Annotated in this window: 15 protein-coding genes; 9 read left to right on the top strand and 6 right to left on the bottom strand. The window is 33.4% G+C overall.

What is annotated here, in order from left to right:
• The first annotated feature begins 12 nt into the window (after positions 1-12).
• Positions 13-2,838, top strand: coding sequence for a CHAT domain-containing protein (locus J8M14_RS02110; protein ID WP_211072688.1), 2,826 nt, complete (start codon positions 13-15; stop codon positions 2,836-2,838).
• On the opposite strand, the gene J8M14_RS02105 is transcribed toward J8M14_RS02110, so the two are convergent.
• Together J8M14_RS02105 and J8M14_RS02100 are read right to left on the bottom strand one after the other, a co-directional pair.
• Complete coding sequence (locus J8M14_RS02105; protein WP_211072687.1) at positions 2,835-3,569, bottom strand: hypothetical protein; 735 nt, start codon at positions 3,567-3,569, stop codon at positions 2,835-2,837. The two genes, J8M14_RS02110 and J8M14_RS02105, sit on opposite strands and share 4 nt — an antisense overlap.
• Position 3,570: 1 nt before the next feature.
• A complete protein-coding gene (locus J8M14_RS02100; protein WP_211072686.1) occupies positions 3,571-4,113 on the bottom strand; it encodes a sigma-70 family RNA polymerase sigma factor in 543 nt (180 codons plus the stop codon).
• A 539-nt stretch (positions 4,114-4,652) separates the two neighbouring features.
• Here J8M14_RS02100 and J8M14_RS02095 point away from each other — a divergent pair.
• From J8M14_RS02095 to J8M14_RS02075, 5 genes are all read left to right on the top strand, one after another.
• Positions 4,653-5,630: a ribonucleotide-diphosphate reductase subunit beta gene (locus J8M14_RS02095; protein WP_211072685.1), complete on the top strand. Its 978-nt coding sequence runs from the start codon at positions 4,653-4,655 to the stop codon at positions 5,628-5,630.
• Between the two features lie 309 nt (positions 5,631-5,939).
• Positions 5,940-8,402 (top strand): ribonucleoside-diphosphate reductase subunit alpha, encoded by a 2,463-nt coding sequence (locus tag J8M14_RS02090; protein WP_211072684.1) that lies wholly within the window; start codon positions 5,940-5,942, stop codon positions 8,400-8,402.
• Positions 8,403-8,794: 392 nt separating this feature from the next.
• Complete coding sequence (locus J8M14_RS02085) at positions 8,795-9,466, top strand: hypothetical protein (RefSeq protein WP_211072683.1); 672 nt, start codon at positions 8,795-8,797, stop codon at positions 9,464-9,466.
• 87 nt (positions 9,467-9,553) lie between these two features.
• Positions 9,554-10,897, top strand: coding sequence for a deoxyguanosinetriphosphate triphosphohydrolase (locus J8M14_RS02080; RefSeq protein WP_211072986.1), 1,344 nt, complete (start codon positions 9,554-9,556; stop codon positions 10,895-10,897).
• 85 nt (positions 10,898-10,982) lie between these two features.
• Positions 10,983-13,646: a T9SS-dependent M36 family metallopeptidase gene (locus J8M14_RS02075; protein WP_211072682.1), complete on the top strand. Its 2,664-nt coding sequence runs from the start codon at positions 10,983-10,985 to the stop codon at positions 13,644-13,646.
• A 191-nt stretch (positions 13,647-13,837) separates the two neighbouring features.
• Here the strand turns inward: J8M14_RS02075 and J8M14_RS02070 are convergent, their stop codons facing one another.
• Positions 13,838-14,317, bottom strand: a complete 480-nt coding sequence (locus J8M14_RS02070) for a lipocalin family protein (protein WP_211072681.1) — start codon at positions 14,315-14,317, stop codon at positions 13,838-13,840.
• 161 nt (positions 14,318-14,478) lie between these two features.
• Positions 14,479-16,248 (bottom strand): 1-deoxy-D-xylulose-5-phosphate synthase, encoded by a 1,770-nt coding sequence (locus J8M14_RS02065; RefSeq protein WP_211072680.1) that lies wholly within the window; start codon positions 16,246-16,248, stop codon positions 14,479-14,481.
• A gap of 98 nt (positions 16,249-16,346) precedes the next feature.
• Here J8M14_RS02065 and J8M14_RS02060 point away from each other — a divergent pair, with 98 nt between their 5' ends.
• Positions 16,347-16,796 (top strand): nucleoside deaminase, encoded by a 450-nt coding sequence (locus tag J8M14_RS02060; RefSeq protein WP_211072679.1) that lies wholly within the window; start codon positions 16,347-16,349, stop codon positions 16,794-16,796.
• Between the two features lie 54 nt (positions 16,797-16,850).
• Positions 16,851-17,624 carry a carboxypeptidase-like regulatory domain-containing protein gene (locus J8M14_RS02055; protein WP_211072678.1) on the top strand — a complete coding sequence of 258 codons (774 nt, stop codon included), beginning with the start codon at positions 16,851-16,853 and terminating at the stop codon, positions 17,622-17,624.
• A gap of 47 nt (positions 17,625-17,671) precedes the next feature.
• On the opposite strand, the gene J8M14_RS02050 is transcribed toward J8M14_RS02055, so the two are convergent.
• A complete protein-coding gene (locus J8M14_RS02050) occupies positions 17,672-17,869 on the bottom strand; it encodes a cold shock domain-containing protein (protein ID WP_211072677.1) in 198 nt (65 codons plus the stop codon).
• Positions 17,870-17,952: 83 nt separating this feature from the next.
• Entirely contained in the window at positions 17,953-18,210 is a 258-nt protein-coding gene (locus J8M14_RS02045) for a hypothetical protein (protein WP_211072676.1), read from the bottom strand.
• A 202-nt stretch (positions 18,211-18,412) separates the two neighbouring features.
• On the opposite strand from J8M14_RS02045, the gene J8M14_RS02040 reads away from it, so the two are divergent.
• A complete protein-coding gene (locus J8M14_RS02040) occupies positions 18,413-20,362 on the top strand; it encodes an alpha-amylase family glycosyl hydrolase (protein ID WP_211072675.1) in 1,950 nt (649 codons plus the stop codon).
• Positions 20,363-20,374 lie beyond the last annotated feature (12 nt).

Here is a 20,374-nt window from a genome sequence, read left to right as displayed (position 1 = left end):
GAGGGCTTTTTTATGTATAAAAATATAATTTGGTTGATTTGTCTATTTGGTTTCATAGGCTTTTCTCAAAGCAAGGAAGAACAATTAAGCACTTATTTTCAAAAAGGGAGTAGTTTTTTATATTCTGATAAAGATAGTTTGAATTACTATTTCGATAAAAGTATAAAGTTATGTAAAGAGCTTAGTGATGTTAATAGTGAAATAATGATTTTATTTTACCGTGTGGGAGCTTATGGATATCATTATGATCTCGAATTGTTAAAACAAAATCTTGATAAGATTGATGCAATGATTAATGATAATCGGGTGTCAGGATTAATTAATGATGTGGAGGCAGTTACTAAAAACTATTTAGTACAAAAAGGCAATTATAATTTTAAGGTAAAAAACTATACTGGTGCAAAAGAAGTTTTTCTGCAATTAGAAGATATTTTATCTTCAGTAAGCACAGATAGTATGGCAGTTGATGATAGAACACTTCTTTTTAGCACCTATAATTATCTGGCCTCCATATCTGAACTCACAAATAAAAATGATTTAGCAAAAGAATACTTTTATAAAAGTTTTAGATTAGAAAAAGAAGGTGAAATACAACATGCAAATCTAAGAATACAAGGAACTAAAACAAGGTTAGCCAGAGTTTATGAAAATGAAAAAAGCTTTGTCAAGGCCAATGAATTATTACACGATGCATTAGCATTTTACTCTTCCGGCTCAGATAATCCCAAGATAAAAAACAATCTTCTTTCTGTTCATCAAAGATTATCAAAAAATTATCTTCTTCAAGATAGTATTCAGAACGCTATTAGGATACTAAAAGAAGGTGAGCAATATTATGCTAAAAATGATGCATTCGCAAGATCCGCAGATCTTTTATATGGAGATATTTACTTGTCTGATAAACAATTTATAAAAGCTGAAGAATATTATCAATCCTATCTTTCTGGCACAAAATTATATCGTAATGATCAAAAACATCAGGATATAGCAGAAGCACTTGCAAGAATAGGTAAGCTTTATACTAAACAAAAAGATTTTGATAAAAGCCTTGGGTATTATCAGCAAGCTTTGATGCAATTATCTGTCAAATTCAATAATGATGATTTTAACGAAAACCCAAATCCAAAAGAAGTTTCTTCTAAGCTGGAGTTAATTAAAATATTAAAACAGAAGTTAGAAGTTTTACATCAAGCATTTATTTCAAAAAATGATGTAAAGTATTTAAGGTCTGCTATTATAAATTCGTATGGTATAATAGAAACTTTAGATGTATTGAAGCCTGAATTCGAAAGTAAGGTAGATAAACAATTTTTAATTACTGAGATGTATCCGGCTTTTCATAGTATGGTGGAAATAGCATATGTTCTTTATGATCAAACTAAAGACAGAAAATATATCGAAGATGCTTTCCATTTTATGGAAAAAAGTAAGAGTACCTTACTGCTTGAAGCTGCTAGGAATGCCCAGGCAAGTTTGTTTGAAGGAATCCCGGAAAATATACTGAGCACAGAGCAACAGTATCGGGCCAATATTATTCATCTGGAAAAGAAATTATTTAGTAAAGGCAGAAACAACAAGATTTCTGATTCTCTTTTTAAAGTAAAGAATGAATACTATGGGTTTATAGAGAATATTGAACAAGAATATCCCAGATATCACGATTTAAAATATGATACTCAAGTTGTAGAGTTAATAGATGTTCAAAATTTACTTGACTCAGATACTGGTTTGATAAGTTATTTCTCTACTGACACAGATGTGTTTGCCATTACAATTCAAAAGAACTCTTTTGAGTTTTATAAACTACCTTTTGGTCATAAGATAAAAAATGAAATATTATCATTTTATAGTGATGTTTCTAATGTCAAATCCAGTAAACCCGAAGAGTTCTTGAAAACAGGGAATTCAGTTTATAAAAATATCCTTGAAAAACCTTTACAATATTTACATACTAAAACATTGATTATTTTACGAGATGATATATTGAATTATGTTCCTTTTGAAGCCTTGCCTAAAAATTCTGATCAGCCGAGTTATCTTATTCAAGATTATCAAATAAGTTATGCAGAGTCTGCTACATTATTGCAAGAATATCAAAAAGGACCTGATTCTAAACGTTATAATTTACTGGCTTTCGCGCCTAGTTTTGGAGAGGTAAATAGTAATGTACAAGAAGAAAGATCGGATTTCGGCCCCTTATTATATAATATGGAGGAAGTAAAAAACATAGCGAATTATTTTAAAGGAGAAGTGATTTTAGGTGATAAGGCTTCAATTGAGTTTTTTTCAAATAATTCTCAGCAGTATAATATTCTCCATTTTGCAACTCATGCGGCAACCAATGATGAGAATCCGGACTATTCATATTTGGCTTTTTCCGAAAAAGATAATAGTACCCATAATCTTTTATACGTTAAAGATTTATATGCTCACAGAGTAGATGCTGATTTAGTGACGCTAAGTGCCTGTGAGACGGGTTTGGGTAAATTGCAAAGAGGAGAGGGAATGTTAAGCCTTGCTAGAGGGTTTAATTATGCCGGAGCAAAGTCATTGGTTACCACTTTGTGGAAAGTAAATGACCAAACTACTGCAGAGTTAATGAATGATTTCTACAAAAACCTTAGTGATAATATGCCCAAGGATAAGGCTTTAAGAGAAGCTAAACTAAAGTATCTTGCATCTACCGATGATGATATGATGAAGCATCCTTATTATTGGTCTGCATTTATGATATCAGGTAATATGACACCCATAGGAAATCAAACTTCACAATTATGGTGGCTGTTAATGCTGGTTCCTATAGCAATAATTTTGATACGAAAATTGCGTAATTCTTAATCTAATTTTTTTAATAAAGCTTCTGCAGAACTTTGTTTAAACGACCCGGCTTTAACTATGTCTTTTAATAGAATAACAGATTTTGCTTTTTGATCTTTTTTAAGATAGGCTAATGCCAGATACCATTTACTTCTTAGCACCAATTGATCATTAAACTCGATATGTTTTTCGAGTAATGGGATTGCCTCTTCTGTCTTATCTAATGCCATCAATGAATTTGCTTGGTAGAGTAAAAAATGAGGTTTATTTGTCGAAGAAAATAACTCACCAAGTTGAGAAGCTGCAGTCTCAAAGTTTTTACTTTCATAAGAAGTAAAAGCAATTATTTCTGCATTATCGCTATTTTCCCCTCTAACAATAGGAGTTACCACATTACGATAAGGTTCAAAGTTTTCTGCATAAAGACTTTCTGGATTTGTTACAAAAGGATTGAAAATACTGAAAGCGCCGATAGCTACTATTAAGACAATAGATGCAGCTACGAGTAATTTTTTATAATTATATAGCGAAACAATTTTGGTATTGTTGTTAGCAATTTTGGTTTCAAAATCATTCATTACTTTTTTAAGATCTTCTCTATCCAATGAGCCAGAAACCGTATTTAGATCTTTTATAATCTCAAAATCATTTTTAAAATCGGGGTCAGTGTCCAATAACCTATTAAAGTTATCTTTCTCTTCTGGGGCCAATGTTCCTTGAAGGAACTTATCGATGAGCTCTTCTCGTTCCATTTTAAATAGGGGTTTTAATTAGTTCTTTTAGGGATTTTAAACAACGAGATTTCTGACTTTTTACCACATTTTTATTTTCATAACCAAGGGTTTCAGTAATCTCATCAATAGTTAGTCCCCTATAATAGAATAAGGTTAACATTTCTTGGCAGCGTTTTCCCAAAGCGGAAAAATGCTTACGTAGTAACTGCTGTTCAGGTGTTAGTTCAGGTTCTTCAAAAATTTCCGGTGTGTCGGACATGTCCTTGAAATCCGAATGATCTTCATACGAGACAGTGTTATTTTTTTTTCGTAGTCGATCATAAATCATGTATTTACCAATACTGAATAAGTAGGTTTTTACGGAGCTTTTCAGGTGATTTAGTTTTCCTTCTATAGCATGTTCACGTAGCGCTATAAAAGCATCCTGATAAACATCAATTAATGAATCGTCATCTAGATTGTACTTTTTTGCAAACTGTAAAAAAGATATGCGATACTCAGTATAAATTTTTTCTAGGGATCGATTATCGCCTTTTTTTAAGGTTAAGAGTTCTTCCTTCATACTTGATAAACCTGGTTGAGGTAGTAATTAGGTGTGTAATTATGTCTTAAAGTTAATCTTTTTTACTGAATCAAATAAAATAGATAGATGAAGCTTGTAGTATTTATGTTTTTAGATAATTATTTAGAGTAATTAAAAATGTTTGTTAAACGAAAAATAAAATAATGTCAAAGTTAATTGTTTTTCATTGCTAAATGTTAAAATTCACAAACAGAAACTACGGTTTTTCCGTAAGTTTTGATGGCTTAAAAAATGGCTTGTTTTATAACTGAAAAAACATTGTGAATAAGTGTGAAATTCATACTTGTGGGGTTTTTGTTTGGACTTAAAACTAAAGAAGTTGATTTAGTTTAAATTACTGATAATCAATGTTTTGATTTAAAATTTAAATATTACTTTTTTAAAGGGGGAATCCCCCCGTGTTGAAAACTTTGTTGAAAACGTTTATTAACTTTCTGTAAAACTTTTACCACATTTCTTGATCTTTGTTAGTCCCTAGGGGAAAGAAAAAAACACCATAATCGCAAAAGAAAATTAACATGAACTCGGTTGAGCCAATCCTACAAGAAAATAAAGATAGATTCGTAATATTTCCAATTAAACATCATGACATTTGGGATTGGTATAAAAAGTCAGAGGCTAGTTTTTGGACTGCAGAAGAAATTGATCTTCATCAGGACTTAACAGATTGGTCTACAAAACTTACTGATGATGAGCGCTATTTTATTAAACATATCTTGGCTTTTTTCGCAGCTTCAGACGGAATTGTGAATGAAAATCTTGCTGAAAATTTTGTGAATGAAGTTCAATATTCTGAGGCTAAGTTCTTCTATGGTTTTCAGATTATGATGGAAAATATACATTCTGAAACATATTCATTATTGATTGATACTTATGTAAAGGATGAAAAAGAAAAAGATCTTTTATTCAATGCAATAGAGAATTTCCCGGCGATTAAGAAAAAAGCAGATTGGGCACTGAAATGGATAGAGTCTGATTCTTTCGCAGAACGATTAATAGCTTTTGCAGCTGTAGAAGGTATTTTCTTCTCAGGAGCGTTTTGTTCTATTTTCTGGTTAAAGAAACGTGGACTGATGCCTGGACTTACATTTTCTAACGAGCTAATCTCTAGAGATGAAGGAGTACACTGTGATTTTGCAGTGCATTTGCACAATAAGCATTTAGTAAATAAAGTACCAAAAGAAAGAATCCGTGAGATTATTGTAGATGCACTTAATATAGAAAGAGAATTTATTACTGAATCACTTCCTGTAAGTTTGATAGGAATGAACTCTAAACTAATGACACAATATCTGGAGTTTGTAACAGATAGATTATTAGTAGAATTAGAATGTGAAAAAGAATACGGAACAGCAAATCCATTTGATTTTATGGATATGATTTCTTTACAAGGAAAAACAAATTTCTTTGAGAAAAGAGTTTCAGAATACCAAAAAGCTGGAGTTCTTAATAAGGATAATGAAGATAGTAAGATAAGTTTTGATGCGGATTTTTAATTAAAAAACCTTCAAAACAAACAATATATTCATTCTGAGCTAGTCAAAAACTGTTACTTCTGTTTGATTAGATTAGCTCAGTTTGATAAGGTTCTTCTAGCTAGAAGAGCTTATAGCAAAGGGCGAAAGTCAAACAATTATATTTTTATGTAAAGAATACTCTGGGTTTGAATAAAAACAGAGCGTTTCTTTTAGTACCCAATCGGGGGATTGGAGTAAATGTAGTTTTTGATTTTCTAGGGAAAAATAGTTAGACAAATTAATAGCATTTTCTTCGAGAGAAGAAATCAACAAAAAACCAAAAGACGTATGTATGTAGTAAAAAGAGACGGGCGCAAAGAGCCGATTATGTTTGACAAAATTACCGCAAGGGTAAGAAAATTATGCTATGGATTAAATCCGTTGGTTGATCCGGTAAAGGTGGCAATGAGAGTGATAGAAGGATTGTATGATGGGGTAACCACTAGTGAATTGGATAATCTAGCCGCAGAAATTGCAGCTACGATGACTATAACACATCCTGATTATGCAAAACTTGCAGCGCGTATCTCTGTCTCTAACTTACATAAAAACACAAAGAAAACTTTCTCTGAAGTAGTTACTGATTTATATGAATATGTAAATCCAAGAACAGAAAAGAAAGCGCCTTTGATTTCTGATGAAGTATATGATGTGATTATAGCAAATAAAGAAAAGCTAGACTCTACCATCATTTACAATCGCGATTTTGGTTATGATTATTTTGGTTTTAAAACATTAGAACGTTCTTACTTGCTAAAAATCAATGGTAAGATCGCAGAACGTCCTCAACATATGTTAATGAGAGTTTCAATAGGAATCCATCTTAATGATTTGGATGCTGCTATTGAGACTTATGAGTTAATGTCTAAAAAATACTTTACACACGCTACACCTACGTTATTTAATTCTGGAACACCAAAACCGCAAATGTCATCTTGTTTCTTATTAACCATGCAGGATGATAGTATTGATGGAATATATGACACATTAAAACAGACTGCAAAAATTTCTCAATCTGCTGGAGGGATAGGATTGTCTATCCATAACGTTCGTGCAACTGGGTCTTATATAGCTGGAACTAATGGGACATCTAATGGTATTGTTCCTATGCTTAGAGTATATAATGATACCGCTCGTTATGTAGATCAGGGTGGAGGAAAACGTAAAGGATCTTTTGCAATATATGTAGAGCCTTGGCATGCAGATATCTTTGATTTTCTGGATCTAAAAAAGAACCATGGTAAAGAAGAAATGCGTGCTCGTGATTTATTCTATGCGATGTGGATCCCGGATCTATTTATGAAACGTGTACAGGATGATGCAGAATGGACGCTAATGTGTCCAAACGAATGTCCTGGTTTATTCGATATCCATAGTGATGAGTTTGAAGAAGCATATTTGCGTTTCGAAGCAGAAGGGAAAGGTCGTAGAACCATAAAGGCAAGAGAGCTTTGGGAAAAGATCTTAGAATCTCAGATAGAAACAGGTACACCATATATGTTGTATAAAGATGCTGCTAACCGTAAATCTAATCAACAGAACCTAGGTACCATTCGTTCTTCTAACTTATGTACAGAGATCTTAGAGTATACTAGTCCTGATGAGGTGGCAGTTTGTAACCTGGCTTCTATAGCGTTACCCATGTTTGTAAAGAACGGAGAGTTTGATCATAAAGAATTGTTCAGAATTACAAAACGTGTAACTAAAAACCTAAACAAGGTAATTGATCGTAATTATTATCCGGTAAAGGAAGCTGAAAACTCTAATATGCGTCATCGTCCTATCGGACTGGGAGTTCAGGGATTAGCAGATGCATTTATCCAGTTACGTTTACCATTTACCAGTGATGAAGCTAAGAAGTTAAACCAAGAGATTTTCGAAACATTATATTTTGCAGCAGTAACTGCTTCTATGGAAGAAGCGAAGGCTGATGGTCCATACCAAAGTTATGAAGGATCTCCAATTTCTAAAGGAGAATTCCAATACAACTTATGGGGAATCAAAGATGAAGAATTGAGTGGTCGTTGGGATTGGGGTAAATTGCGTAAGCAAGTGCTTAAGAATGGAGTACGCAACTCACTTCTAGTAGCACCAATGCCTACAGCATCTACTTCTCAGATCTTAGGAAATAATGAGGCATTCGAACCATATACAAGTAATATCTATACACGCCGTGTATTATCTGGTGAGTTTATTGTAGTAAACAAGCACTTGTTAGAGGATTTAGTAAAATTAGGATTATGGACAGATGATCTTAAGGATGCAATTATGCGTGCTAATGGATCAATCCAGAATATTGATATCATTCCTCAGGATTTAAAAGAGCTGTATAGAACTGTTTGGGAAATGAGTATGAAAGATATCATTGATATGTCTCGTCATAGAGGATACTTTATCGATCAGTCTCAGTCTCTAAATCTTTTTATGGAAGGAGCTACGATGGCAAAATTAACATCAATGCATTTCTATGCTTGGAAGAGCGGATTAAAAACAGGGATGTATTACCTGAGAACAAAGTCTGCTGTAGATGCGATTAAGTTTACACTAAAAAGCGAGAAGAAAGAAGCACCACAACCTGAAAAAGTAGCTGTAGCTGCAGCACAGGTAATGGAGGCGCAAGTGGCTAAGGCAGAACCAAAAGCAGAGCCTGTTTCTCCAGAAGGAACAGCACTATCTCCGGATGAACTTCGTGCAATTATTGCACAATCTAAAGAAGCTGAAGGAGACGATTGTTTAATGTGTGGGTCATAGACCTAGATTTATATAGGGCAAAAGGGGGAGTTTCCTTCAAGGATCTCTCCCTTTTTTAAATGAAAGTAAGTTAATTAACGGATAAATAGATTATATAAGAATAAAGAAAAGATTGATGAAGAGATGTAAAACTAGGAAATAAAAAAGGGACGCGTGAACATCCCTAGCTTATATTCTTAAATTAAAATTCGGCTGCACACCTAAAATTTAATTAAGAAAAAGAAATGAGATTATCTCATCTCCTATTTTGTTACTCCAAATGTAGCATATTAGATTCTTCTAGACAAGCCAAAATGTTCCAAATAAGTTATCAACATTAACACTCTTTGTGATTAATTGATTTTACTGATAGCTGAAATTATTTTTTTAATAAATTAAAAGATATTTAAAAAATGGAATATAAAATTTCTGTAAATCAAATGGCGGATTTTTCAAAATCCTCGGAAGCAAAAAAAAGAAGTATAATTAGACAACAAAAAAAGCCTAGCACTTTTAAGGTTGCTTGGTATCAATTGGCGAGAGCTAGATTTAAGAAATCAATAGCAATGAATGGTGATTTGGAACCTATTTTTCAAGGTATTGAAGAACTGATTGCTCGAAACCCACAGAAACAAAGACAGGTAACTGATAGAGTAGTTTCGTTAGAAGCGATGCAAAGATTTATTGTATTAAAACTCCCCTCTTTGATAAAGGTTCCTTCGGAAATTATAAAGAAGGTTGATTCTAAGTCTATTATTATAAATGGAGTTGAAGTAATAGTTTCTCCAGACGTTATTTTTAAGATAAAACTGGATGGTAAATACTATTTAGGAGCTGTGAAAATTCATATTTCTAAGAACAATATCTTTAATAATAAACAATCTCGTTATGTGTCCAGTTCTATTTACAAGTATTTGAAAGAGGTTGTTGCTGAAGAAGATTGCGAGGTTCTACCTGAATTATGTCTTTCTATAGATGTTTTTGGGGAGAGGGTCATATCCGTTCCAAATAATCTTGAAAAGTGTATTTCTGAAATAGAGGTTCTTTGTGAAGAGATTAAGAGTATTTGGAATGCCGCCTCTTAGAAAATGATAAATTGTGTAAACATGAAAAGGGAAGTTTTCTTAGGATTACTTTCCTTTTTAGTATATTCGGATTTTCTTAAAAATATGATGAATTGGGAACAGCTCCTGTCCTTAAAAAGACAAGGAGATAAGAATAAAAGATTACGTAAGGAACAGGATGAAACGCGATTAGGTTTTGAAGTGGATTATGATCGTATTATCTTCTCTTCAGCCTTTAGAAGCTTACAAGATAAAACACAAGTAATACCATTATCTAAAACTAGTTTTGTACATACACGTTTAACTCATAGCCTTGAAGTCTCAGTAGTAGGTCGGTCCTTGGGTAGAGTTGTGGGGAAAAAGATTCTAGAAAAGCATCCACATTTGTCTACAATACATGGATATCAATTTAATGATTTTGGAGCTATTGTAGCGGCAGCCGCTTTAGCCCATGATATTGGAAATCCGCCATTTGGACATTCCGGAGAAAAAGCGATTGGAGAATACTTTAAAACTGGAAATGGAAAAAGATATAAAAATCAATTAACCCCAAAGCAATATCAAGACCTAATTGATTTTGAAGGAAATGCTAATGGATTTAAAATTCTTACTGAGTCACGAGAAGGAATCGAAGGCGGATTAAGACTTTCTTATGCTACGCTGGGAGCATTTATGAAATACCCTAAGGAATCTCTTCCTAAAAAACCAACCAAACACATATCACATAAGAAATTTGGATATTTTCAGAACGAGAAACCTTTCTTTGATAAGGTGGCCGAAGAAGTAGGTTTGCTAAAACATAAAATAGGAGAAGAGACTACGTATAGTCGTCACCCTTTAACTTTTTTGGTAGAAGCTGCTGATGATATTTGTTATACCATCATAGATTTTGAAGATGGGATTAATTTAGGATTGATTCAGGAAGAATATGCGCTTGAATATTTAATCAAGCTCGTAAAGGATAGCATTAATACGTCTAAATATAATAATCTGGTAACCACAGCAGATCGCCTCAGTTACTTGAGGTCATTAGCAATTAATACATTGATACAAGAAGCGGCAAATATTTTTATCGAAAATGAAGAACAGATATTATCAGGTAGTTTTGATAATGCATTGATCGATAGAAGTAAATACCAAGCGCAAATTGATGATATTATCAATATTTGTATCTCTAAAATTTATCAAAGTTCTGAAGTTGTCGAAAAAGAAATTGCAGGATATGAGATTCTGGCGACGTTGTTAGGTCGCTATTGTGAAGCTACAGAGAATCATAACCGATCAGAAAGTTCAAACTATGACAAGTTAATTCTGAAAGCTGAAGGAAAAAACTTCGATTATAAGAATGATAATTTGTATGATAGATTGATAAGTATCAGCAATTATGTTGCAAGTCTAACGGATGGTAATGCTTTATTGAAGTTTCAGAAAATTAAAGGGTTACAGATATAATATGTATATTTATCACATCTTCACATAAGTTTTGGGAAAATATTACATGTAAGGTATAAGGCTTATTTTATAAAATTTATAATACATGAGACGATTTTACACTTTGTTTATTGTGGTTTTTTTGGGTTTGAATTTTGTTCATGCTCAATCTTCTACTAGCCTTCAATTGATTAAAAACTATTTACAGGAACAAGGAATGTCTTCTAAAGATATTTCTGAACTTAAAATTCAATCCGAATCTTTTTCTAAAAGCCTGAAAGCTAATAATGTTTATGTAGTACAACAATATAAGGGTATTCCTATAAAAAATGCTGTCGGGAGTTTTGCAATTAAAAATGGAAAGGTTATTTCTTTTGCAGGTACATATATTAATGATATTTTTTCTAAAATAAACACCATAACATCTACCATATCTCCTAAGAGTGCTGTTAATAACGCTTCATTATCTCTTGGTCTGGGTGTGGCTAAAGGCATTAAAACTCTTAATAAAAAATCTGGAAGTAATAATGCTGTTTTAATGTCTAAAGGAAATATTTCTATTGATGATATTCCAGTAGAATTGATTTATGAGCTTAAGGATGATAAACTTGTATTATGTTGGGAGCTAAGTATTCACACATTAGACGGTAAGAACTGGTTTAATATTAGAATTGATGCTAATAATGGTAAACTGCATAGTATGAATGATTGGATTGTGGAGTGTACTTTTGATAGTCATATTCATAACCAAACAGAGATTAAAAAACCTTCTATATTATTGAAGTCAACATCAGAAGCTTCTAGTTTTATAATGGATCCTGTATATAATGTATTTCAGATTCCTTCTATAGAAAGCCCTAATCATGGTGGTAGGCAATTAATTTCAGGGCAAGAAGATGCTACTGCTTCGCCATTTGGATGGCATGATACAAACGGAGTTACTGGTGCAGATTTTACAACTACTACGGGTAATAATGTAATCGTATATGAGGATTTTAATGGAAACAATGGAACTGGACGTCAAGCTGATGGCGGTGCTAGTCTTCAATTTGATTTTCCATATGATCCGAATGGAGTGGTTGCTAATCACGAAAATGCTTCAATTACTAATTTGTTTTATGTGAACAATGTGGTTCATGATGTTTGGTATCAATACGGATTTGATGAAGCTTCTGGAAATTTTCAATTTAATAACTATGGAAATGGTGGATCAGGGGGTGATGAAGTCCGTGCAGATGCTATAGATGGCTCTAGTTTTAATAATGCTAATTTTGGAACACCACCAGATGGTTCTAACCCGAGAATGCAGATGTTTTTGTGGAATCCACAATCTGATCCTAATACACAGGTGTTTGTGGTTAATAATACTGCTGCTGCAGGATCTTATAGTATTGTAGATAATAGTTTTGATCCTGGACATGTAGATGCGCCAGAGTTTCCAGCGGGAATCACTGCAAATTTGGTTTTGGCAATTGATGATAATGCAACTCCAAACTTGAGTGATGCTTGTAGCTCTTTAATAAATGGAGCTGCTATTAATGGAAATATAGCTGTGGTAAGAAGAGGGGAGTGCAATTTTGATGATAAGGTTTTCAGGTGTCAAGAAGCTGGAGCTATTGCGGTGTTAGTTGTTAATAATGCGGCTACAGATCCAATTGCTATGGGTGGAGATAATGGAGCAATTACTATACCTGCGGTTATGATAGGTATGAGTGATGGAGAAGCTATTATCAATCAGATGACTGGTAACACAGTCAATGTTACATTATCAGATGCGGGATTGAATATACTGGCAACGGATGGTTCTTTTGATAATGGAATTATTATTCATGAATATGGACACGGGATTTCTAATCGCCTTACTGGAGGAGCTGTTAATTCAAGTTGTTTAAGAGCTTGTGTAGATTTTGATGCAGAAGGTAATTGTTTGCAAACAACAGAGCAAATGGGAGAAGGCTGGTCAGATTGGTTTGCTCTGATGATGACAATTGAAGCTGGTGATACAGGCGCAGATTCTAGAGGTATTGGTACGTTTGCTATAGGACAACCAGTAACGGGAGTAGGAATAAGGCCTTTTCCGTACAGTACAAATATAAATGTCAATCCGGTTACCTATGATATGACTAACGATGAAGTTAATTTTTCTGCTCCACATGGAGTGGGTTCAGTTTGGGCATCTATGTTATGGGATTTAACTTGGGCTTTGATAGAACAAGAAGGATTCGATCCTGATCTTTATAATGGAACTGGAGGAAACAATAAAGCAATGCAATTAGTTATTGATGGTTTGAAATTGCAACCTTGTAGCCCTGGATTTATAGATGGGCGTGATGCTATTTTGGCCGCTGATGAAGCTGCTAATGGTGGTGCTAATGCTTGTTTGATATGGGGGGTTTTTGCAAGACGAGGACTAGGTTGGAGTGCAACTCAAGGAGATACATTATTAAGGACCGATCAAACAGAAGCTTTTGATTTACCTCCTGTTGCTGAGTTAGATTGTTCGACGCTAGGAGTGGATGATGTTAATGAAGGTATTTTTAAGATAGAGCCGAATCCTTCCACTGGTAGTTTTAATATAAGAGTTTCTCAAAGTATTGGAAATAGTACCATCTCTATATTTGATATGAATGGAAGAATTATTTTTATAGATAAAGCCCAAATAGATAACATTTATAGAGTAGATACTAATGTTAGACCGGGAATCTATTTACTTAGAATTGAGTCAGAAGATGGATCAGCTATATCTACCTCTAAAATGGTGATAAACTAGTTTTGATCCGTCTATATCGTTAATGATTAAAGCTGAATGATAATATTGTTATTCAGCTTTTTTTGATTTGTACTGTTTCCTTTTTAATGCTGGGTGATTTTTTCCGTTTTAGAATAATTACAAAGTCTTTGATAAGAAAAAACCTGTCTAAAAAGTTTTTTTGACAGGTTAAGTAGAATGTCGACGTTATTTTATTTCTTAGTATAAGTTTCTATATAAACAAACTCTTCACCATCTTCTACTTCTTTATATTCGAATTTAAGTGTGGTTGTAGTTAATTCAATTATCTTTTCTGAATCTTGATCAAAACCACCATCGACAAGTTCTGTATTCAGGATATTGCCAGAGGATAGAGACCAAACATATTCGTTGCTAGTTGATAGTTCACAATCACTTCCATTTGATATATCCTCTATAAAAGTTGCACGGTTTTCTCCTTGTTCATTTACAAATAAGTTTATGGTGTATTGTACTTCGCATGCATCTAGTACTAGTGCAACTCCGTTTTCTGTTTCAGAAGTTAGTTTCCATGATCCAATTAGATTAGCTTCTGTAATTTCTAATTCCGTTTCAATTACAGGAGGTTCTATTTGGTCATCATCTTCTCCACAGGAAATAAATGAGAATGTGAAAATACACATTAAAATTAGTAGTAAATCAAATTTTTTCATTTGTTGTTTTTATATAATACTGAATCATTTTTTGATGTGACAAAATTGATAAATAAGTATGATTAGTAAGCTAAATATTTTCTCAAAATAGGCTTTGAGTTTCTAAAAATGTATTATGAATTTCTAAACTAAAATTTGATAGAGCTTATATATTTAAAAAACTAATGTAGGAGGCTCAGAATTGTTTCTTTGATCTTTGATGAAGAGATTCCACAAATATCATGTAATTGCTCTACAGTTCCTTGATGAATAAACTCATCAGGAACCCCTAGATTGATAATTTTATTGCAGAAATTATGTTGGTTTGCAAATTCTAGTATCGAAAACCCAAAACCACCTTTAATAACTCCATCCTCGATCGTAATAATAGTTTTATGATCTTGTAGAATTTGTTTCAATAAAGTAGAGTCCAGAGGTTTGATAAAACCAAAGTGATAATGACTTATATTTTCTTTAAGGGTTTCTAAGGCCTTAGTTGCATTATAGCCAATGCTTCCTGTAGAGATGATTGCTATATCAGATCCTTTTTTTAAGATAGTCCCTTTACCTACTTCAATTTTCTGAAATGGTTTTTGCCAATCTTTAATATGACCTCGCCCTCGTGGATATCTGATTGCAATAGGTTGTTTTAGTCCTAAAGAAGCTGTGTGTAGTAAGTTGCGTAATTCAATTTCATTAGCCGGTGCAGCAACGATCATATTCGGAATACAATTCAAATATGCAATATCAAAAATGCCATGATGTGTTGCTCCATCTGCACCAACTAATCCGGCACGGTCTATGCAAAATATAACCGGAAGATTTTGTAAAGCCACATCATGAATAAGTTGGTCATATGCTCGCTGTAAAAAAGTAGAATAAATTGTGCAAAAAGGAATCAATCCCTGTGTCGCCATGCCTGCAGCCAATGTAACAGCGTGTTGTTCTGCAATACCTACGTCAAAGGCTCGATCTGGCATTTCTTCCATCATATATTTCAGAGAACTACCAGTTGGCATAGCTGGGGTAATACCAACAATTTTTTTATTTATCCTCGCAAGTTCTAAAATTGTATGGCCAAATACATCTTGGAATTTAGGTGGTAATGAAGTACTATCTTTTGAGATCAAATCACCGGTAGTAGCATCAAATTTTCCGGGGGCGTGATATTTTACCTGATTTTCTTCAGCTTGTTTTAAGCCTTTACCTTTGGTAGTTATGATATGTAAAAGTTTGGGACCGGATTTAGATTTTAGTTGCTCAAATGTTTTGAGTAAATTAGGTAAATCATGGCCGTCAATAGGTCCGAAATAATCAAAATTCAAAGCTTCAATTATATTGTCGGTTTTAGGTTTAAAACCTACTTTAGCTTTAGTAAGATATTCTTTTAATGCACCAACACTAGGATCGATTCCTATTGAATTGTCATTTAGGATAATTAACATATTTGCATCAGTAACTCCGGCGTGATTTAGCCCTTCAAAAGCCATCCCGCTGGCAATAGAAGCATCTCCGATCACAGCGATATGTTGTTTTCCTAGTTCTCCTTTGAGTTTAGAAGCAATTGCCATTCCTAACGCTGCTGAAATAGAAGTTGAGGAATGTCCTACACCAAAAGTGTCATATTCACTTTCACTACGTTTTGGAAATCCGCTAATACCATTTAATTGTCGATTGGTATGAAATATATCTTTCCTTCCGGTTAGGATTTTATGTGGATATGCCTGGTGTCCCACATCCCAAACTAATAGGTCATTTGGCGTGTCAAATATATAATGTAAAGCAATAGTAAGCTCGATAACACCTAAACTTGCTCCTAGATGCCCTTCTTTTGTCGCAACAATATTGATAACAAAATCGCGTAGCTCATTAGCAAGTTGTAATAATTCGGGCTTAGAGAGTTTTCGAAGATCCGAAGGGTATTTTATTTGAGAAAGTAGCGATGTAGCCATAGCACAAAAATACCAATTTGTAGCGGTTCTTAATAAACTTTTATTTCCTTCAGAATACGAAGAATTTATTTACTAGATTTACTTCAAAATTCGATATTATGTTTGATCCATACGATGATGCTCATTTTATGCGAAAAGCACTTCAGGAAGCAGAATCAGCTTATGATAAAGGAGAAATTCCAATAGGTGCGGTTATAGTAGTGGCTGATCGAGTGATTGCCAGAGCACATAATCTTACAGAATTATTGAATGATGTCACTGCACATGCCGAGATGCAGGCAATTACAGCCGCAGCTAATTATCTCGGAGGGAAATATCTAAAAGAATGCACACTATATGTTACCATAGAACCTTGTCAAATGTGTGCTGGAGCTTTATATTGGAGTCAGATAAAAAGAATTGTTTATGGAGCTGTAGATGAACAAAGGGGATGCACTGTGATGGGTACAAAACTACACCCAAAAACCGAAATGATTGGTGGGATATTAGAAGAGGAATGTAGCGAAATCCTAAAACGGTTTTTTATTGAAAAAAGGAATCTGAATTAAAATACTGCAACGCTACTCTCTTGATCTGGTCTTTTTATGCATTAGATGATTTAGATGCGTAACATTACTTTTATTTTTGTACTATGTTTTGCTTTTGTCGGTTTTGCCCAGGAAAATTCAAAACTTCAGGGTAAGATTGTTGCAGATACGCTTCAGGTCAGTGTTATTCATATTATCAATACGACTCAGAAGTTAGGTGTTGTCAGTGATCAAAATGGATATTTTGAAATAAATGCAGATGTGGGCGATGTCATACATTTTTCTTCGGTAGAATATACTTCTAAAACACATAAAGTAAGATCAGAAGATTTGGATAATGACGATTTTGTTGTCAGGTTAGAGTTTTTCGTAAATCAATTGGATGAGGTAATAATTTCTCAATATTCTTTATCTGGAGATGTCAAAAAGGACTTAAAAATGATCCCTACCTATGAGCAGAACTTACCATTATGGAATGCTGCAGAACTAAAACGGTTAGGAGTAGAAGGATTTAATGATGCTCAATCTCCTGTAAAGAATTATGCACTGGGAGATGAAATGAAAGCAACCCCTATAGATCTGATGGGCTTGGTTGACTTAGTTAATAACACTTTTAGAAAGAAAAAAATATTTACAGAAGTAAGTGCAGAAATTACTGATTTTTATACAGAAGAACTTATTGTTGAAGAACTCAAAATCCCGATAGCTGAGTATTATAATTTTTTAGATTATATTAATGAGCAAGCCGAGATGCAGGAATTACTTAGGATAAAGGATGACTTGAAGATTTTAGAATTTCTTATGAGGCAAGCGATTGCATACAAAGTAGAATATAACATTAAGGAATAAAAAAACGCCACAAAAGTAGCGTTTCTGAAACTTAGTAATACTATATCTTAATCGTGAATCACACGCACTTGTGCAGCAATGATTCCCTTGCGTCCTTCTTCTTCTTGATACTCTACTTTGTCACCTTCATTTAATGCTTCGCCATTCAGACTAGTTGCATGTACAAAGATGTCTTTACCTGTTTCGTCGTTGGTAATAAAACCGTAACCTTTTGATTCATTAAAAAATTTAACTGTTCCTTCCATTGTAATAAAAAATAAAATTTAAGTAATAAAGGTAGCAGTAAAAATTTAATGAATCGTTATGAAAATGTGAATATTTAGAAAATTTAGTGCTTTTTTTTATCCAATTTCTTCTCGTAATCCCTCATTTTATTAAGGTTTTCTTCAGTAAGCATATAATCTTTTACTTTTTTATTTTTCCATCTATGATAAATGAAAATTGGCATTAGAATGAAAGAAGCAGCCAATATTCCTATTCCTACCCATTTATCTCCCGTAGCGTGATCTCCTGAGTTTTTAAAATAATAGCCGGTACTTACTGCTACAATAATTGCAAAAAATAGTATACGAATGATATATTTCATAATACTGGATTCACTTTTTTTAATGGTTTCAGAATAACTTATTAACAATCAAAGGTTTTCGTACAATAGTAAACTAATAGATTTATAAAAGATGCGTTTAAAAAAAACAATTACTATCAGTAGTTCAAAACATACTTCAAATCTAAACTAATTAAAGATTATATATAAATCAAACACAAACTAAAATTAAAAAAATCGCACAATGAGAAAAAAAATATTAATTGGGGTGATAACCATTCTTTGTTTGTCAAAAAAAGGGTATTCCCAATCTGATGTAAACCTACCCTTTGTTTGGGAAAATGCTACGATTTATTTTGTTCTTACGGATCGTTTTGAAAACGGTGATACTTCTAATGATTTTGCATATGGTAGGGCGCAGAATGGTCCACCTTTAAGAAGTTATGAAGGAGGAGATTTACAAGGCTTAATCAATAAGTTAGATGAAGGTTATTTTGATGATTTAGGAGTAAATGCTATTTGGATTACACCTCCTATAGAAAATATCTACGGTTCTATAAGTGCAGGATATGCTTTTCATGGATATTGGGCAAAGGATTGGACAACAATAGATCGTAATTTAGGAACAGACGATCTTTTTAAAATCTTTGTGGATACTGCCCATAAACATGGGATAAGAATACTATTGGATGTAGTATTGAATCATGTCGGGCCAGAGAACTCTGTTGATCAGAACCAAACCTGGCCAGATGAATGGGTGAGAAGGAGTCCAAATTGTAATTTTCAAGGACCTCAGGGTACGATACCTTGCGAACTAGTTGATAATTTACCAGATATTAGAACTGATTCTAATGATGATGTAAGTTTGCCTGGTTGGTTATTGAGTAAGTGGGAGCAAGAAGGACGTAGAACAGAACAGGAAAGTGAACTTAATGATTTTTTTACTAGAACAGGAAAACCGAGGTCTCCAAGAAATTATATTATCAAGTGGTTAACAGACTATGTTCGAAAATATGGAGTAGATGGGTTTAGAGTGGATACTGTAAAGCACGTAGAAGAATTTGTTTGGAAAGAGCTGGAAGCTGAAGGTATTATAGCCTTAAGAGAATGGAAGAGTAATAATCCAAATAAAAAATTAGATGATTTAGATTTTTGGATGACTGGAGAGGTGTTTAATTATAACGCTCCCAGTATGGGAAGAAGTTTTACAGGAGATGGTTTTAACGTGGATTATTATAGTAACGGTTTTGCTAATCTAATTAATTTTGAGTTTAGGTTTAATGCCAACCAAGGTTTAGAAAGTATTTTTAGTAGGTACGATAATTTGTTACAAAATCAATTGGGAGATGGCAAAAGCGCAATGAATTTTTTAACGAATCATGATACTGATCAGGTTTTTGACCGAAATCGAGAAAAAACCTTTGAAGCAGGTACTAAATTATTATTAACTCCGGGGCCGGCACAAATATATTACGGAGATGAGACGGCTAGGACATTAACTCCTGGTGGGGGCGCAGATGGAGATGCCACACTAAGATCTTATATGAATTTTAATGAATTAAATAACCCTAATTCTTTAGCTTCTCTAACGTTAAAACACTTTCAGAAAATAGGAAAATTTAGAAGAGAGCATATTGCGGTGGGAGCAGGAAAACATACTAAGTTACAGGATAGTCCATATACCTTTAAGAGAGAATACAATAAAAATGGTTTTGAAGATGAAGCTCTTGTGTATACTGGTAACGATAATGATTTTACAGGAGCGTTGAATGTATTTGGGATTTGGTCGGATGGAACAGAGCTACAGGATTATTTTTCGGGTACGTTGGCAACAGTTTCTAATGGAACCGTAACATTTGGGACGACTTTTGGACTGGTGTTGATAGGGAAGCCAACCTTAAGAATACTTGGTGTTGAAGATATAAATACATTGAGTCCTAGTTTTGTAAAAGCATGGCCAAATCCTTTTGCTAATTCAGTAAAAGTTTCTTTTTTGAGTTCAGCAATAAAGTTAGAGGATGTAGAATTAGAAATGTATGATCTTTTAGGTAAAAAAGTTATCGAAGATGGCTCATTAATGAATATTCAAGGAAATATAATTGAGATTAATACCCCAAATCTTACAAAAGGAATGTATTTAATGAAAGTGTCTTTTAATGCTCAAAACCAAGTTTTTCAGTTGATTAAAGAATAATGCTTAAATAAT

Source organism: Aquimarina sp. MMG016 (genome assembly GCF_018100805.1).
Classification (GTDB): Bacteria; Bacteroidota; Bacteroidia; order Flavobacteriales; family Flavobacteriaceae; genus Aquimarina.
The sequence above is the reverse complement of the archived record's forward strand: the minus strand, read 5'-3'. Positions and strand labels throughout refer to the sequence as shown.

What these genes read in the sequence shown, in the direction of transcription:
- J8M14_RS02110 (WP_211072688.1), top strand. Translation starts at nt 13, where the DNA reads ATGTATAAAAATATAATTTGGTTGATTTGTCTATTTGGTTTCATAGGC.
- J8M14_RS02105 (WP_211072687.1), bottom strand. Translation starts at nt 3,569, where the DNA reads ATGGAACGAGAAGAGCTCATCGATAAGTTCCTTCAAGGAACATTGGCC.
- J8M14_RS02100 (WP_211072686.1), bottom strand. Translation starts at nt 4,113, where the DNA reads ATGAAGGAAGAACTCTTAACCTTAAAAAAAGGCGATAATCGATCCCTA.
- J8M14_RS02095 (WP_211072685.1), top strand. Translation starts at nt 4,653, where the DNA reads ATGAACTCGGTTGAGCCAATCCTACAAGAAAATAAAGATAGATTCGTA.
- J8M14_RS02090 (WP_211072684.1), top strand. Translation starts at nt 5,940, where the DNA reads ATGTATGTAGTAAAAAGAGACGGGCGCAAAGAGCCGATTATGTTTGAC.
- J8M14_RS02085 (WP_211072683.1), top strand. Translation starts at nt 8,795, where the DNA reads ATGGAATATAAAATTTCTGTAAATCAAATGGCGGATTTTTCAAAATCC.
- J8M14_RS02080 (WP_211072986.1), top strand. Translation starts at nt 9,554, where the DNA reads ATGAATTGGGAACAGCTCCTGTCCTTAAAAAGACAAGGAGATAAGAAT.
- J8M14_RS02075 (WP_211072682.1), top strand. Translation starts at nt 10,983, where the DNA reads ATGAGACGATTTTACACTTTGTTTATTGTGGTTTTTTTGGGTTTGAAT.
- J8M14_RS02070 (WP_211072681.1), bottom strand. Translation starts at nt 14,317, where the DNA reads ATGAAAAAATTTGATTTACTACTAATTTTAATGTGTATTTTCACATTC.
- J8M14_RS02065 (WP_211072680.1), bottom strand. Translation starts at nt 16,248, where the DNA reads ATGGCTACATCGCTACTTTCTCAAATAAAATACCCTTCGGATCTTCGA.
- J8M14_RS02060 (WP_211072679.1), top strand. Translation starts at nt 16,347, where the DNA reads ATGTTTGATCCATACGATGATGCTCATTTTATGCGAAAAGCACTTCAG.
- J8M14_RS02055 (WP_211072678.1), top strand. Translation starts at nt 16,851, where the DNA reads ATGCGTAACATTACTTTTATTTTTGTACTATGTTTTGCTTTTGTCGGT.
- J8M14_RS02050 (WP_211072677.1), bottom strand. Translation starts at nt 17,869, where the DNA reads ATGGAAGGAACAGTTAAATTTTTTAATGAATCAAAAGGTTACGGTTTT.
- J8M14_RS02045 (WP_211072676.1), bottom strand. Translation starts at nt 18,210, where the DNA reads ATGAAATATATCATTCGTATACTATTTTTTGCAATTATTGTAGCAGTA.
- J8M14_RS02040 (WP_211072675.1), top strand. Translation starts at nt 18,413, where the DNA reads ATGAGAAAAAAAATATTAATTGGGGTGATAACCATTCTTTGTTTGTCA.